The sequence below is a fragment of the Bacillus pretiosus genome (genome assembly GCF_052947655.1).
The window spans coordinates 144,037-160,161 of record NZ_JBRFUV010000002.1 but is presented as its reverse complement, the minus strand read 5'-3'; the positions used below and the strand labels follow the sequence as shown (position 1 = coordinate 160,161).

Below are 16,125 nucleotides of genomic sequence, written 5' to 3'. Positions count from 1 at the left end.
TAGAAAAAATATCAATGCAGTGGTAGAATATGGTTGGTTAACCTATAGATGTATAATCAATAAATCTAGTATTAAAGGGGGAATTAATTTGGGTAATAGGAATAAAGGAATGAAAATTTATTTTCAAAGGTTAGTAGCTGTAAGTGTATGTTTTTTGTTTTTTTTTCTGGGGAGCAATTATTCAAAAGCCGAAACTGTTGCACCTATAACATTAAATCCTAAAGATGTAGAAGCATTTACCAATAAAGTAATTCCAGAGAAAATGAAAAAAGAAAACGCAGCTGGTGTAGCTCTTGTCGTTGTAAAGGATAATCAAATTTTATTTCAAAAGGGATTTGGATTTTCCGATAAAGAAAAGAATACTCCCATCGATCCTAAAAAAACAGTTTTTCGATTAGCGTCAATATCAAAAGTTTTTACTGCTAGTGCTGTCATGCAGTTAGTTGAACAAGGTAAAATTGATATAAATAGAGATATAGTAAATTATATGGGGGGATTAAAGTATCAAAATAAAATGGGTGAACCAGTTACAATGGGACATTTACTTACCCATACAACAGGGTTTGATTACGTAGATCCTAGACCAGAGGATATCCATTATCAAGAGAATGATTATACTATGCTTAAAGATTATGTAGAAGATAATATGCCCACAGTAGTGAGAAAGCCAGGAGATACATATACATATGATAATTTTGCTTCTATGCTTCAAGGGTATATTGTTCAAAGTCTGACAAACACACCTTTTTACAAATATATGGCCAAGAATATTTTTTACCCTTTAGAAATGCATAATAGCAGTTTTGTTATGACTAATTTTATTAAAGAAAAGCTTGCAACAGGATATGATGCTAAAGGTAATGTCATTCCATTTTATCAAACAAGACCAACAGATATGCCACAAGGGAGTATGTTTTCTACAGGAAGTGATGTAGCCAATTTTATGATTGCTCAATTGAATGATGGTAAATATAAAAATAACCAAATACTACAAAAAGAAACCGTAGAAGATATGCAAAAAACAAAATTTGCTTTACATCCCAAATACCCTAATATGACATACGGATTTGAGTTCTTTTCACCGCAAAGTCATAATGGGCAATATGTGTTTGGGAAAGGTGGAAATATACCAGGTTTTTCATCTTTAATGTGGTTAATTCCTGAGCATAAAATTGGAGTTTTTGTAGTTACAAATAAAGATAGTTCAGCACTACCTGTTGAAGTATTTGATGATTTTATGAATGAATATTTCCCAGATAAGATAAAGCCTGAATATTTAAACCCTAATGAAGAAGAATTAAAGAAATTTGAAGGGGTTTACCGTGATTTGAGATTAAAAAACCTAGTGTCACATGTGAACATAAGTGAAGGAAAGTTATATGTAACTGATAAGGTTTATGGTAAACAGGAGCTAAAACAAATAGACCCTTTACTATTTGAGGATGAAAAAGGGAATTATATGGCATTTAAACTTCACAAAGATGGTACTGTGAAAGAAATGATACATTGGAACTCTGGCAGCTCAGCGTTAAAGTTAAGTGAGCCTGAGAGATTTAAAGACGTAGATGAAAATCATCCATATGCTAAGTTTATAGATTCCTTGCATCAATACGAGGTATTACAAGCCAATAAGGAGGGGAATTTTACTCCAGAATCTTCTCTTACACGAGCAGAATTTGTTTATTGGTTATCTCAAATTGCTTACTTTGCACCACCTTCAAAAAAAGAACCAGTGTTTACTGATGTGAAAAATCATCCGTATGCACCACATATTCAAAAGTTATATGAAATTGGTATTTTATATGAAAAAGAAGGAGAACAATTCCATCCAGACCGTGCAATTACCAGACAAGAAGCAGCATGGATTGCTTGGCAGTATTTAAAAATGTTAGGAGCGCCATCTGCAGATGCAACATTAAAGGGAGACACTGATAATTGGGCAATAGAATCCGTGAAAAACATTGTAGGTCATCGTTTAGTAGGGCCTGAGGTTATATATAATGAAGATGGATCAGCAGATTATCTATCAAAACAAAGTATGAAACGGCAAGAAGCTGCTGCATTGTTATTTTACGTTTTGTTATCTAGTTAATTTGTTTTGAGGTAAATTTCACAAAAAGAAAACATCTAAAGAGCTTGAAATAATACACAGAAAAAGAATAGTCTTTGACCAATGATTTATCGTAACAAACAGGGGTGAATGAGTTATAACCATGCTCCAAATCTTAAGTAGAGCTGGTAATAGAATGATTTCTTAAATGTTTTGTAAGGTAAGGAGCTCCTTTCAGGGGAGCTTTTTTTATTTTATTATTAATAATTTCATATACCGTAATTATTAATAATAAAATAAAAATCTACAACAAGGGGATTCAGTCCAAGCTAGGTCTTAGTAATACACTAGATACTAACAAATATGATGTATAAAAAATTGTGTTCATCTTTTTTTGGTTAAGGAAAATAATGTTGATTTATTTGATTGTTTACACAACAGTTCAATTATTAAAATTACCGACTGCTCACATTATGGAGGGGCTGGAAAACAACAAAGACGTTCTCAAATGTATATATAAACTTTAATAACAAAGATAAAAAAAGAATAGGTAATCGGAAATGTCGAAAGGATTAAATTGATATTAAAAATTGAAGGTGATACTATAAATTTAAACAATGTTTAAAACGTTGTTTAATTGATAGATTTTAGAGGAGGAGATAAGTTGAGGGGAAATGAAAACATATCTACGAAAGAAAAGATTTTAAATACAACATTGGAGTTAATTAAAGACAACGGCTTCGAAAGTGTAACAATAAGAAAAATTGCGGCATTGTCAGATACTAATATTGCGCTTATAAATTACCATTTTGGCTCAAAAGAAAAATTGATTAGTGAAACAATTAAAGTCTTATTAATTAGCTTTCAAGACACTTTTTCTATTTTAGATGATATTAAAGTGCCAGCAAAAGAAAGATTAAAAATATTTTTACTTGATTATGTACTGGTAATTCGGCAATACCCTGAGTTAGTTAGGAAAATTATTGCAATGGGAACTACGGTATTTACATCTCAATACGAATATGGAGATTTTTTGAAGAGTCTCGGTTTTAGTAAAGTGAAGAATATTTTGAGTGAAATAACAAATGAAACGGATCAGGAAATTTTAATGATGATGACAGTGCAAATATTCGGATCTATTTTTCTTCCAGCATTAATGATGCCAATTCTTGAATCTGGGGCAGATATAAGAATACTGCCTGTAGAAAAACAAATTGATTTCCTATTTGAACGCTATTTTTATAAAAATTGAGATAGTGGGTGATAGAGATGATTAGTTTCTTTAGAAAGCATTGGTGTGATGTAGGGTTAGTGATGGCAATTGTTGTCGTAGGTTGTTTAGTCGCAAATTTTGGAGAAATGAGTGAAATAAAGGTACTGTTAGCGTTAAGCTTTGTAGCCATTTTAGTGCATCAATTTGAAGAGTATCGTTGGCCAGGTTATTTCGCAGGTCTGTTTAATGTAGTTATATTTAAAAGTGATATACCAGATCGCTATCCATTAAATACGCAATCTGCTATGGTAATAAATATTTTGATTGCGTATGTTTTTTATTTACTTCCGGTTTTCTTTCCAAATATTATATGGCTTGGGTTGGCACCTATTTTAATGGGATTTTTTCAATTCATATGGCATGGTATTTTTGCGAATATAAAAGCTAAAACAATATACAACCCAGGATTAGGTGCGGTAGTATTACTACATGTTCCGATTGGTTATGCATATATAAGATATGTTTTTTTACACAATCTAGCTACAAATTTGGATTGGATATTAGGGCTAATCTATTTTCTAGTAGCCACCTATTTTTTAATTATAAAAGGAAATATGTTACTGAAAAGTAAGGAGACAATTCATTACTTTTCTAAAAAGCAACTAGGTCCGTACAATGATGCATTTAAGTGATTCAGAAGGAATTTTGGGTGCTGAAGAGAGTACAAGTGAATTAAAAAAGAAAGGTGCGTAGGCGCCTTTCTTTTTTTGAAGGAGATTTTTGTATATTGGCTAGCGCGACATTGCTATCAAGCTAAGCCATAAATCGTCAATTAAAGTAGAGGTTGTTTCTTTTTTATAAACTTGCACTAACGTTGTCTTTCTTTTTTCTCTCTAAATTATATAAAAATATTTGAAACATCCTGAATGATTGCTGGAATATAGGGCTTTGGATAAAAGTATACAGAAATGTCACAATAAAAATGGGACCGCCTAGAATATAACCAATTACTAATACAATGCTTTCCACAATAATTCTAGCTCGGCTTACAGATAATCCTGTTTTATCAGAAATAGCAAGCATGAATCCATCCCTTGGTCCTGCACCAATTCCGGCAGCAACATACATACCACCGCCAATACCCGTAATTATAATTCCAGAAAGTAATATAAGAAGATTTACCCACAATATATGTGTGGCATGAGGAAGAATATCCAATTTTAAGAAAAGATCCATAATAGGACCGATTAGCAATGCATTTAAGAATGTACCTATGTTTATATATTTCCGATCTACTACTAATGACACGAGAACAAGAAATAGGCCGCATATAACACTCCATGTACCAATGGTCCATCCAAATCGCTGATAGAGTGCCATATTCAGGACTTCCCATGGATGGAGTCCTAGAAATTTAACATTTACTGCAATTGCATTGCCCAACCCAAAGAAAGTTAATCCTAAGAAAAAAAGAAAATACCGAAAAAGTGATTTCCACATTTGTAATCCCCCTAATATTATGTATCATTACATATATTACATATAGAAATCTGTTTATACCAATATCTTGCATTTGCTAAACGTAATAGGGCTCGCTCTCATGCGTATCAACTTAAGAATTTTATAACACCTAAAACAAAGAAAGGCTCATTTTCTCCTTGAAATATTTGTTTTTCTTAGCTTGATGGCAATGTGGCGCTACCCCATCACTATCAAGCTAATAAAACAAAATCCCCCCTAAAATGAAAAAATACGCTATTCTTTCTGTAGAATCATAGGAAAGGGTGGCGTTTTTTATGTCTGTTTCTGTGTCTGATGAATTACAACTATTTGCTCAAGAGATTCAAAGTTTTTTATCTCCAAATACCTTACGGGATCTTGCTAGAGATGTTGGTTTTGTACAACGAACTAGTAAGTACCAAGCAAAAGATTTAGTCGCTTTATGTGTATGGGTGAGCCAAAATGTAGCTATGACTTCTTTAACTCAGTTATCTAGCTGTTTAGAAGCATCAACGGAAGTACTCATCAGTCCTGAAGGACTGAATCAACGGTTTAATAAGGCGGCCGTCCAACTTTTACAACACCTACTAGCCGAACTACTAAGCAAAAAATTGGCCGCATCTATGCCGATTTCTTCTCCATACACTTCTGTTTTCAAGCGTATTCGTATTTTAGATTCAACTGCATTTCAACTCCCGGATGTATTTTCATCGGTTTATCCAGGTGCAGGAGGATGCAGCCATACAGCTGGGATAAAAATTCAACTTGAGTATGATTTGTTAAGTGGACAGTTCCTACATATTCATACAGGTCCAGGTAAACAACATGATCGCACTTACGGCTCTCTGTGTGCCCCAACTGTGACAGCGAATGATTTATGTATCCGAGATTTAGGTTATTTTCATTTAAAAGACCTTCAATATATACAAGATAAAGAGGCCTACTATATCTCTCGTATCAAGTCGAATACACGTATGTATCAAAAAAATCCTAGCCCTGATTATTTTCAAGATGGAAGAATTAAGAAAGGTACAGAGTATATACAGATAGATATGGAGACGTTAATGAACTCCCTTCAACCAGGACAAACATGTGAAATAGCTGATGCTTATGTAGGAATGATTGATAAAGTGCCAGCTCGTGTAATTGTTCATCGATTAACAAAACAACAGCAACAAAAACGATTACAAGATCAAGCTGTAAGAGAAAAAAAGAAAGGAATGAAGTATTCTCCTCGTAGTAAACGACTCAGTGGTATCAATGTATATATGACAAACACCCCTACAGATATTGTCCCGATGGGACAGGTACATGACTGGTATTCTTTGCGTTGGCAAATCGAAATTTTATTTAAAACGTGGAAGTCATTCTTTCAAATTCATCATTGTAAAAGGATAAAACCAGAACGATTGGAGTGCCATTTATATGGTCAATTGATTGCCATTCTACTCTGTTCTTCTATCATGTTTCAAATGCGACAATTGCTCCTCATGAAGAAAAAACGAGAGCTTAGTGAGTATAAAGCCATGTATATGATTAAAGACCATTTTCTTCTTCTATTCCAAACTATACAAAAAAACACCCAAGAGCTATCAAAGGTGTTACTTCGCCTGTTCAATCTCCTACAGCAAAACGGGCGGAAATCTCATCGATATGAGAAAAAAACAGTCTTTGATATATTAAGTGTCGTTTACAATTGTACCCTGTCTGATAATCAAGCCGCTTAATTCAAAAAAGTGAAACCCGATAGGGTTTATTTCGTATGCAAATCTTTAAATCACCTATACTTGCCCTTTAGGAAAAAGAAACAATCTCGTCTAAAATTGACTTTGCATAAGCTTAGCTTGATAGCGATGTGGCGCTACCCCATTCCTATCAAGCTAACAGAACACGTTGCTCCCCAAATACTAAAAATGAACTTCATTGCTATAAAGACTCTAATTTTTCGTTTTGGGGCAAATATTATATAAAATAATAGACATGTCTGAATCACTAGTTTCAAAAAAGCCTTCACGCAATGATGATTGCATGAAGGCTATTGATGTTTTCTTATTTTTTTGTCTTGTTGACCCATGTAATAATGTCCTGGATGACGTACCCGGGAACATTAGCAGGGATTTCATATTCACTAGGACGACTTAATTCTCCGTCACCCTCCGTGAAGAAATGATTCAATTTCGGGTATTTTTTGAACTGAACATTTCCGCGGTTTGAAAGTCCCTCTTGCCATTTTGTATATTCATCTTTTACTGTTACTTGATAATCACGTGCTCCTTGCAAAATGAGTAAAGGCTCTTTTCGTGATTTTGCCTCTTCAACTGGACGCCACCTAGAAACATCATACATAAAATGAGGCGACCCAAAATTGTAGCCAGCTGGAGGATGGTCAGGATTAAAAGTAGGATCCTGGATAAAAGCGACCTGCCTTTTTAGTTCATCGATTTCTTCCTTTGGCGCCCGAAGGTATTGATACTGATCAATGGCAATGTCAGTCAAAGGGCGTGCAGGTGGTGCGAGTAAGATACTTCCTCGGACAAGTGAGGAAGGCGCTTTGCGCAGTATACGCGGCATTGTGCCGGCTCCTAGGCTATGTCCAAGAATGAAAATATTATTTGGATCAATGCCTTCCTGCTGAGCTGCTGATTTTGCTGCATATATGGCATCATCTGTAGTATCACGTTCTAACGTAACAGGTTCTGTACTCATTTTTAATGCGTGTTCTAAGGTGCGTTTTTCATAGCGTAACACTGCAATTCCGTTGGATGAAAGGCCCACTGCAAGATCGCGTAAGATTTTTGTTCCCATATATGTGCTATCGCGATCATGGATGCCAGCACCATGAACAAGAACAACTACGGGCAGCTTTTCACCAGGCTTATGTTTCGGAACTGTTAATGTGGCTGGTAACGGATAAGTAGAATTTCCAATGACGATTTCACGTTCTTGATAGGAGTCAGGGTGATCATAGCTAGGATGTGGGATGGTATAAGATTCCTCGGGTGGCCTTTCCACAATTTCATCTATTTTCCCGCCAGGTGTGAATTTCAGGAGTAGCGGTATGGTAATTCCTTCGGTAACTACTGGAATTTCCACCGTCTGATGGACCAAGTTTCGTTCTTTTATCACGGGGGCTCCCATGCTTTTTCTCCCGCTCCAGCCACTTTGTATCCACCAGTTTTGTAATGTGGTTGCTGTAAATTTGGATTGAAAAGCAGCAGACGTCAACTGGAGTGCCTCTGCATACTTACCTTGCTGGAGATATTCAAAAAATAATGATGTACGCTCCGTTAAAGAGATTAATTTCTTTTCTGCAGATTGTTCCTCACGTGTATCTGCTTGAATAGCTGTTGTAAGCGGGAAAGATGAAACGCCTAAAGAAAAGAGTAGAGTAAAGGTAAGTACTGATCTTTGTATTTTCTTTTTTTTATTCATGTTCTAACCTCCAATATGTGATGGTAAAAAACAGGTATGGTAATTAGGGTTCAGGTGAAAAAATTTTAAAATATTTGCAAGTAATCTCCCAAACATGGACCTACTGATATTATTACTCTAAAAAACTGTAGATTTCTCTTTTTTCCACATGCATATTAATCCCAGAAATAATTTTTCTTCCTTCACTTTATATTTATGATTATAGGAAACAAAGCTCTCGTTTTTCTTACTTGATACTTACAAATTCCTTAAGTAGGGGATATTTTAAAATCTTAGCTTGCTAGCGACACATCGCTAGCAAGCTAAGGCTTTGGTATACCCCCTAAATGAAAAAATAAGATCTATTCTTTCTATCGAAACATAAGAATAGATTGTATTTTTATGTCTAAATTTATATTTCATATTCAAATCTATTTCAGTCCTATAGGTTTCCTTCAAAGAAGAATGGAATTTTATCTATTTATAGTGATTTTTAAGCATTGTAAAATAGAACACATGTATATATTTGTATAATGTTCTATTTAGTTTAAAAGAAATTTATATTATACTCATAATAAATGGATATGGATATAACAATATGGGATGAACTTTCATATTAAATTTATCAAAAAAGAAAGAGGAAAATGAGAGATGAAAATCAGTTCAAACATAAATAACAGGTTTTATCCTTTAAATACTACAGTTTTAAATAATAAATCTTTAAGTACTACAACTTCACGTATAGTGAACAATAATCAAAAATATATTCCTGAAAGTAAGACTAGGGATAATCAACTTTCCGAAAAAAGTATAGAACAACATATCAATAACAAATATAATGCAATTAACTCACAGGGTCTCAGTATATTTGAATTTCTTAAAATGTTATTGGATATGGGTGTACCTATGTCAATAATTACAGAAATATTGGTTGGGATGTTAGAGGGGCATAGTAAGAAGAATGAAGAAGCGGAGAAAGAGAAAGAAAAAGGAACAGAGAAAGAATTGGTAAAAGGATTAGAAAAGGGAACAGAGAAAGAATTAGTAAAAGGGTTAGAAAAAAGAATAGAGAACGAATTAGAACAAGGGTTAAGTAACATTCAGAAAGAATAACAATTTTTAGATTTTTATCGTATCAAGTATTCAAAATCCTTTTTAAATACCTACTTTTCTTTTGGTTGTTTCTCTTACTATTCTTTAAAGTGTAAAAGTACGCTATTCTTTCTGTAGAATTATGGGAAAGGATGGCGTTTTTTATGTCTGTTTCTGTGTCTGATAAAATATAGAATATGTTCACTTTTATGATACATTTATGAAACATTCGTATGTTACGTTATAAAAGTCCTTTTTTGTATCATTTTCATTCTGTCAAAAAGTCCTAGTCCCCCTAGGGCTTTTTGCGTTTAAATAAAGAGATGTACCGTATTTCTCAATGCACAACATTACTTAACGTGGTAAAATAATATTTGGATGGGAATCCAATACATATTATTAAAATTAAAGTGGTTCAAGTCGGAGGAAGGCACCTTAGGGTGTCTTTTCTTTTTTCTCAATATAAGAAGTTTAAGAATATGCTATTATGTTAATACAAATTCCCTTTTGTGCAATGAGATAGTAGTACCCTAATGACCCACCTATTCCCGTTGGTGGGTCTCTTCAAATTCTTCAGCGTCATGAAAACCTAAATCAAACGAATACAACGTTTCTGATGCTACAGTATATTTTAAGTATTCCAATATGTCTGTAGATCCATGAATGCGTAAACGGGGTCTAATATAAATCTTATTTTTAGGCCGTTTCTCTCTCATAATTCCTACATCATGTCTCATTAAGATATAAGTTTTAACGAATACACAATAAGCCACCCATTATATGGACGGCTTATTTACATAATTCTCGTTATTGGAAGTTATTGAAAAACCCTCTTGTTTAGAGAGGGTTACTGTTTTAGTCTTTTGATTTTGTGCAGATATAATAGAGTTGTTTCAAAAATGTCACAACAATCGAGCCATATTGTTGAATACTGAAGGGAGGGTTATACTAAAATTAGGAAAAACTTATACAAGGATAGTTTAAAAAGGAGGTATAATAATGTTCGAAGGTTCTGATTTAATTAATCTAAGAAATACCATGAAGGATGATGTGGATTTTATTTACAATTTAGAATCTGATATAGAAAATTCACGATTCATAATCCCTTGGTCTAAAGTAAAACATTTAAATTCTTTAAATGACGATAACATATAACATTTGATAATCGAGAATAAAAATAATAACAAACCGGTTGGATATATTATTTTGACTGGTTTAAGAAATCCTAATCAAAGTATGGAGTTAATGAGAATCACAATTAACTCAAAAGGTAAAGGTTATGGAAATAAAGCGCTTAAAATAATTAAAGATTGGGCCTTTAACAAATTTAAAGCAAACCGGTTATGGTTAGATGTGAAAGTAAATAATAAACGTGCTCTGCACATTTATAAAAAACAAGGTTTTACAGTTGAAGGCACATTAAGAGAATGTTTAAAAAGTAATAATGGATATGAGTCACTTCATATAATGTCTATCTTAAAACGAGAATACCTAGATTAACCTTCTTTTCTAATTCAGTTTAATTCCACGTTTCTATGACGTTCTTCAAGTACCAGACGTGATTGTTGAAAAAAAATTAGATTTTTAAACGATTTTATTGTTACATCTACGAAGAGTAATTCAGCAATTGCACCAAAAATCAACAATTTTATTATTACACCGTCCATGGATGTGGACGGTGTAATGTGTATTTGTGACTTCAAAATTAAAAAACATTAATATTTATAAGATGTTTTCCTAAACATATGAACTTGTTTTTTCATATTTTATAGAGTGTAAGTTGGGAGAAGAGGGGGGATATAGTGAGTAATTTTAAAAAGAAACATAATATTGAGTTTCCATTTCCATGCGCATTCCCTGAATTTTTGGGATTAACAGGGGCTACAGGGGTAACAGGACCAACTGGACCTCAAGGAATCCAAGGGAATCAAGGGCCAGAGGGACCAACAGGTCCCCAAGGGGTTCAAGGGATTCAAGGGGAACCTGGTCCTACTGGCCCGACAGGGCCAAACATTCCTATAACTTTTGCAGACTTATCTAATGCAGGTTCACAGGATGTTTTGAATTTATCGCCTGTTAGATTTTCTGGTAGCGTTAATACTGTTCAAAATTTAACTTTTTCAACATTTAATACAATAACAATAATCGATCCAGGAGTCTATAAAGTTGAATATTATATCTCTTTTTCGCCTTCTTCAAGTCCAATTTGTTTCATTATAGGTGGAGTTGGTTCAAGTAACACGGCAGGTAATATAATATTACTTCCAAATCCAACTGGTGGAGAAATATCTGTTTCAAGAATTTTAACTTTAGATACAGGAGCAACTCTTCAAATTATCAATGCAAGTGGCGATACTATAAGTTTACCTAATTTATCAACCAATGGTACACAGAAAGTAAATGCTAGATTTGTAGTGTATAGGATTTTTTAAAGTATAAATTCATTTTCAATGTGTTAGTCCCTTATATCCATCAACTTAAATATGTAAACTATTATTAAAATAAAAAGCACGAGTTATTTTATGTTTGATTAAATTATGTGAAAAATTTAGTATGGATATATCTTTTCTTTTTAAAATGTATATAAAATCTTGTGAATTTCGAAAATAGAATTAAATAAATATGGTAATTCTTTTACTCATCAAAAGCCTAGTAATTGCTAGGCTTTTTGTTAACCTGTATTTTTTTACTATTCTTCAAAGTAAATCATTATTCAAAAGTTTAATTTAGAATAAAAAAGCCTTTAGATTAAAGGCTTTTTTATGGTATATATTTATTTTGTTTGAGGAGATAATCCTGCTTTTTTAATTCTTAAATAGTTGGTAAGCCTACTTTTTCAATTCTTTCATTAACTTTTTATAAGAAGACTCCCTCCTCAAGGAACGCGAACTCCCGCTTCACGGAGCATTTCTAAGGTGATTTCCATAATGAATGCTTCTATTAAAGGGGAGAACGGAACTTTAATCCTTGATGATGCAATAGAAATATATAAATCTAAAGGTATAATTTCAAAGTGAAATGTGACCATTGAAATATATAATGCAGGTATAAATATAGATATAAGAAACCCTAGAAATCGTAATAAGCGAAAAAAAGATGCGATTAGCCAGTGTAGATTATAATCTTCGGGGGTCTGAAAAAAACCTATTAAATTCATCGGAACAATCATCACACTTGGAGATCTATCAATTAACACTGCCACTTTCCCATCAAGAATATGGTGAGAAATGGCATCTGGACGTTCACTTAAATAAGTTTGAGGGAAGGGAGTCCAATTTTGATCTTTTGTAAAGTTAGATAATTCTCCAATGCTTAAAATCGTATCTGTTTTAATTTTACAAATCCTTTTTTGTACTTCCTGCACTACATCTTATTAGCTACATCCCCTAAGTAAAGTACATATATAGAAGTAGTAGCACGTTCCCCTATTGTTAGCTTTTTGATTTTTAATTGTGTAGAAGGAATATATCTTCGAATAAGCCCTATATTCTTAGAGGCGTTTTCAATAAACCCATCATGAGAACCTTTGATTGCCACTTCTGAAACAGGTTCCTGTATTGATCTTTCTGCCCATCCTTTTGTATTTATGAGAAGTGCTCTTTCTTCTCCTTCCATAAATAATACACATTGCCCCTCGAGTAATCCTTCTGTAATCTCATTCCATGTATATACTATTTTTGTATAAGCAGCAATAATATTGAAATTAAACATTTGTATATTATCATATATTTTTTCTAATAATGGTTTGATAACATTTTCTTTTAATGTAACAGTATCCGTAAGACCTTCAAAATAATAAAGCGAAACATTGGTTTTTGTTTTTAAATGTAGAGGATGTTCAATTAAATCTGCACAAACATTAAAAATTTCTTCTATTTTGCACTTGAGTTCCTGTAAGTTGTTTGTTTGAATGATTTCAACATTTTTATTATTTTTAGTGTCTATGCTCATTTTATTTAAGGTCATGATGTACACCTCCTTTATGTATATCAGTACGATATATTTATTATTTTTAAATGATTCAAATTTATTCATTAGTTTGGTATATTTTTTCATTATTATTAGAGAAAGTGTCCTATGTTCATTAAGATAACAAATCGTAAAAAAACTTAAACCTAAATCAGTAATTTTAGCAGTCAAATTGACGTAAGAAAATTTCATTTCATCATCTATACATTAATGGTTATTAAGTTAGTGAAAGATCTTAATTAGAGTGTATATGTAATAAAAAATAGCCTTTATTTTACTGAGGATTTAATAAGTTTTGAAATTTAATTTCTAAAAAAATATAAAAATATTGAAATTTAATTTCAAAAATGCTATTCTATATTTGCAATAAAGAAAACGTTCTCAGACAATTAATTTAATAAAAAAGGGTGATATACATGTTAGAAAAATTAACAACAGAAGCTCGTAATGATAAAACTATGAACTTAGACGAGATGTCGATAATAGAATTTCTTACAGTCATGAATGAAGAGGATGCAAAAGTAGCGGACAGAGTGAAGTTAGAAATTCAACAAATTGCAACAGCAGTAGAAGCAATTATAGAGGCGAAGAGAAAAGGAGGACGCTTAATCTATCTTGGTGCTGGAACAAGTGGTCGCATTGGGTTGTTAGATGCAGTTGAATGTCCGCCCACTTTTGGGACAGCCCCTGAAGAAGTAGTTGGATTAATTGCTGGTGGTAAGAAAGCTTTTATCAAAGCAGTAGAAGGTGCAGAAGACAGTAAAGAATTAGGAATTCAAGATTTAAAGGACATGCATCTAAAAAATACAGATGTGGTAGTTGGAATTGCTGCTAGCGGACGTACACCTTATGTGATTGGCGGTTTAGAATACGCGAACTCTATTGGGGCGCAAACAGTGGCTGTAAGTTGTAATAAGGGTTCCGCAATTGGAAAAGAGGCAAAAATTAAGATTGAGGTTAATAATGGACCAGAGGTATTAACTGGGTCTACTCGATTGAAATCTGGTACTTCTCAAAAATTAATTTGTAATATGCTTTCAACCGCATCTATGGTTGGGTTAGGGAAAGTATATGGGAATTTAATGGTAGACGTACAATTAACAAACGAAAAGCTTATAGAGCGTGCAAAACGTATTGTAATGGAGGCTACATCTTGTGACTATGAAACAGCGGAATTATATTTAGCAAAGGCTGATAATAAGCCCAAGGTTGCAATTGTAATGATCTTAGCAGGTTTTTCAAAAGAAGAAGCTATACAGCGATTAGGAGAGACTCAGGGTTTTATTCGTCAAGCAGTTAAATAGTCAAAACGAGCGAGGTGTTTATCATGAGTAAATATCATAATATGGCATTAGAAATATTAGAAGCTATTGGTGGAAGTAATAATGTATTATCTTATACAAATTGTATGACACGTCTTCGAATCACACCGGTAAATCGGGATCAAATAAATGAAGAAGCTGTAAAAAAAGTTAACGGAGTTCTTGGAGTTGTTGATGATGAAACCTATCAAATTATTCTTGGGCCAGGTGTTGTTACAAAAGTATCAGAGCAATTCAACATTGTTGTAGCGCAAGGGAAGGAAGAATCTGTTAGTTCGACAACATCTTCTGCTGAAGATTTACAAACAAAAGGTGCCAAAATAAAGGCCGAACAAAAGAAAAAGAATAATACACCTTTCAAATCTTTTCTAAGAAAAATCGGAAATATCTTCATTCCTTTAATTCCAGCTTTTGTTGGAGCGGGTTTAATTGCTGGTATTGCATCGATTTTATCAAATAATATTACGGCGGGGAATTTAGATAGTGCTACATGGCAGCAGTATGTAACCATTTTTAATGTTATTAAAAATGCAATATTTAGTTACTTGGTTATTTATGTAGGGATTAATGCTGCAAAAGAATTTGGAGCAACTCCATCCCTAGGTGGAGTCATTGGTGGGGTGACTCTTTTAACAGGAGTGACATCTGATCTTCCAATAAATAATATATTCAACGGTGAACCATTATCACCAGGGCAAGGTGGGGTACTGGGTGTTCTATTAGCTGTTTGGATATTATCAATTATGGAAAAACAATTACGTAAATTTGTTCCAGATGCAGTAGACATTATTGTTACACCAACAATTGTATTGTTAGTCGTGGGATTGATTACAATTTTCTTGATCATGCCATTTGCTGGTTTTATATCAAATAATTTAATTGGTGCAATTAATTGGGTATTGGTACATGGTAGTGTATTCTCAGGATTCGTGCTTGGAGCGGCATTTTTACCGCTTGTTATGTTAGGTCTACATCAAGTATTAATACCAATTCATATTGAAATGATTAATTCAACAGGTGCAACACAATTACTTCCTATTCTTTCAATGGCAGGTGCTGGACAAGTTGGGGCAGCAGTTGCATTATGGGTCCGCTGTAAAAAGAATAAATCATTAACAAATATGATCAAAGGTGCACTTCCAGTTGGTGTCCTTGGGATTGGTGAACCACTTATTTATGGTGTAACATTACCGTTAGGACGTCCGTTTATTACCGCTTGTATCGGCGGAGGTATTGGTGGAGCAGTTATAGGTCTATTAGGGCAAGTTGGTGCAATTGCAATTGGGCCTTCTGGTATGGCACTAGTTCCATTAATTGCAAATGGAGTATGGCTAAACTATGTCATTGGATTATTTGCAGGATATGCCGCTGGATTTATTCTCACATATTTCTTTGGTGTACCAAAAGAAGCAATGGTGGAACAAGAATAATAGTGAGGAATTTTGTGAAAGTACGATTAATCCTTTGGATGGTCGTACTTTTTTGTCTTTCTACAACAGTAGACTCCTTCCTTATAAACGAGAAGTTGTGAAGTACCAATTTTAGATGGGAGACGAATGTCAGTAGGC

12 protein-coding genes and 2 pseudogenes are annotated in these 16,125 nt (G+C 33.4%); 10 read left to right on the top strand and 4 right to left on the bottom strand.

Annotated features, from left to right (window positions below; translation table 11 throughout):
- The first annotated feature begins 109 nt into the window (after positions 1 to 109).
- The 3 genes from ACU8YW_RS28005 (at position 110) to ACU8YW_RS27995 (ending at position 3,955) form a co-directional block, all read left to right on the top strand.
- Positions 110 to 2,092 carry a serine hydrolase domain-containing protein gene (locus tag ACU8YW_RS28005; RefSeq protein WP_446894144.1) on the top strand — a complete coding sequence of 661 codons (1,983 nt, stop codon included), beginning with the start codon at positions 110 to 112 and terminating at the stop codon, positions 2,090 to 2,092.
- Between the two features lie 622 nt (positions 2,093 to 2,714).
- Entirely contained in the window at positions 2,715 to 3,302 is a 588-nt protein-coding gene (locus ACU8YW_RS28000; RefSeq protein ID WP_426934522.1) for a TetR/AcrR family transcriptional regulator, read from the top strand.
- A gap of 8 nt (positions 3,303 to 3,310) precedes the next feature.
- Positions 3,311 to 3,955 carry an HXXEE domain-containing protein gene (locus tag ACU8YW_RS27995; protein ID WP_426934523.1) on the top strand — a complete coding sequence of 215 codons (645 nt, stop codon included), beginning with the start codon at positions 3,311 to 3,313 and terminating at the stop codon, positions 3,953 to 3,955.
- A gap of 163 nt (positions 3,956 to 4,118) precedes the next feature.
- Here the strand turns inward: ACU8YW_RS27995 and ACU8YW_RS27990 are convergent, their stop codons facing one another.
- The gene (locus ACU8YW_RS27990) at positions 4,119 to 4,763 is read right to left on the bottom strand and encodes a YczE/YyaS/YitT family protein (protein ID WP_098134616.1); all 645 of its coding nucleotides are present in this window, start codon (positions 4,761 to 4,763) and stop codon (positions 4,119 to 4,121) included.
- 296 nt (positions 4,764 to 5,059) lie between these two features.
- On the opposite strand from ACU8YW_RS27990, the gene ACU8YW_RS27985 reads away from it, so the two are divergent.
- Positions 5,060 to 6,490, top strand: a complete 1,431-nt coding sequence (locus ACU8YW_RS27985) for an IS4 family transposase (protein WP_446894068.1) — start codon at positions 5,060 to 5,062, stop codon at positions 6,488 to 6,490.
- 322 nt (positions 6,491 to 6,812) lie between these two features.
- On the opposite strand, the gene ACU8YW_RS27980 is transcribed toward ACU8YW_RS27985, so the two are convergent.
- Positions 6,813 to 8,195 (bottom strand): alpha/beta hydrolase family protein, encoded by a 1,383-nt coding sequence (locus ACU8YW_RS27980; RefSeq protein WP_262720181.1) that lies wholly within the window; start codon positions 8,193 to 8,195, stop codon positions 6,813 to 6,815.
- A gap of 630 nt (positions 8,196 to 8,825) precedes the next feature.
- Between ACU8YW_RS27980 and ACU8YW_RS27975 the strand changes: the two genes are divergently transcribed.
- Entirely contained in the window at positions 8,826 to 9,287 is a 462-nt protein-coding gene (locus tag ACU8YW_RS27975; protein ID WP_426934524.1) for a hypothetical protein, read from the top strand.
- Between the two features lie 521 nt (positions 9,288 to 9,808).
- Here the strand turns inward: ACU8YW_RS27975 and ACU8YW_RS27970 are convergent.
- Positions 9,809 to 10,027 (bottom strand): annotated as a pseudogene (locus ACU8YW_RS27970) (hypothetical protein); the annotation flags it as partial.
- A 238-nt stretch (positions 10,028 to 10,265) separates the two neighbouring features.
- Between ACU8YW_RS27970 and ACU8YW_RS27965 the strand changes: the two are divergent.
- From ACU8YW_RS27965 to ACU8YW_RS27955, 3 genes are all read left to right on the top strand, one after another.
- On the top strand, positions 10,266 to 10,421 hold the full coding sequence (locus ACU8YW_RS27965) for a hypothetical protein (RefSeq protein ID WP_257131296.1): 156 nt from the start codon (positions 10,266 to 10,268) through the stop codon (positions 10,419 to 10,421).
- Positions 10,422 to 10,424: 3 nt separating this feature from the next.
- Positions 10,425 to 10,766: a GNAT family N-acetyltransferase gene (locus ACU8YW_RS27960; RefSeq protein ID WP_255450130.1), complete on the top strand. Its 342-nt coding sequence runs from the start codon at positions 10,425 to 10,427 to the stop codon at positions 10,764 to 10,766.
- A 302-nt stretch (positions 10,767 to 11,068) separates the two neighbouring features.
- Complete coding sequence (locus ACU8YW_RS27955; RefSeq protein ID WP_262720183.1) at positions 11,069 to 11,698, top strand: Gly-Xaa-Xaa repeat protein; 630 nt, start codon at positions 11,069 to 11,071, stop codon at positions 11,696 to 11,698.
- 446 nt (positions 11,699 to 12,144) lie between these two features.
- Here ACU8YW_RS27955 and ACU8YW_RS27950 read toward each other — a convergent pair.
- Positions 12,145 to 13,232 (bottom strand): annotated as a pseudogene (locus ACU8YW_RS27950) (spore germination protein); the annotation flags it as partial.
- 419 nt (positions 13,233 to 13,651) lie between these two features.
- Between ACU8YW_RS27950 and murQ the strand changes: the two are divergent.
- Both murQ and ACU8YW_RS27940 read left to right on the top strand, forming a co-directional pair.
- Positions 13,652 to 14,539: an N-acetylmuramic acid 6-phosphate etherase gene (murQ, locus tag ACU8YW_RS27945; RefSeq protein WP_446894142.1), complete on the top strand. Its 888-nt coding sequence runs from the start codon at positions 13,652 to 13,654 to the stop codon at positions 14,537 to 14,539.
- Between the two features lie 23 nt (positions 14,540 to 14,562).
- On the top strand, positions 14,563 to 15,987 hold the full coding sequence (locus tag ACU8YW_RS27940; RefSeq protein ID WP_149212481.1) for a PTS transporter subunit EIIC: 1,425 nt from the start codon (positions 14,563 to 14,565) through the stop codon (positions 15,985 to 15,987).
- Positions 15,988 to 16,125 lie beyond the last annotated feature (138 nt).

Coding starts and splice junctions, on each gene's coding strand:
- ACU8YW_RS28005 (WP_446894144.1), top strand. CDS start 110: ATGAAAATTTATTTTCAAAGGTTAGTAGCTGTAAGTGTATGTTTTTTG.
- ACU8YW_RS27990 (WP_098134616.1), bottom strand. CDS start 4,763: ATGTGGAAATCACTTTTTCGGTATTTTCTTTTTTTCTTAGGATTAACT.
- ACU8YW_RS27985 (WP_446894068.1), top strand. CDS start 5,060: ATGTCTGTTTCTGTGTCTGATGAATTACAACTATTTGCTCAAGAGATT.
- ACU8YW_RS27980 (WP_262720181.1), bottom strand. CDS start 8,195: ATGAATAAAAAAAAGAAAATACAAAGATCAGTACTTACCTTTACTCTA.
- ACU8YW_RS27975 (WP_426934524.1), top strand. CDS start 8,826: ATGAAAATCAGTTCAAACATAAATAACAGGTTTTATCCTTTAAATACT.
- ACU8YW_RS27965 (WP_257131296.1), top strand. CDS start 10,266: ATGTTCGAAGGTTCTGATTTAATTAATCTAAGAAATACCATGAAGGAT.
- murQ (WP_446894142.1), top strand. CDS start 13,652: ATGTTAGAAAAATTAACAACAGAAGCTCGTAATGATAAAACTATGAAC.
- ACU8YW_RS27940 (WP_149212481.1), top strand. CDS start 14,563: ATGAGTAAATATCATAATATGGCATTAGAAATATTAGAAGCTATTGGT.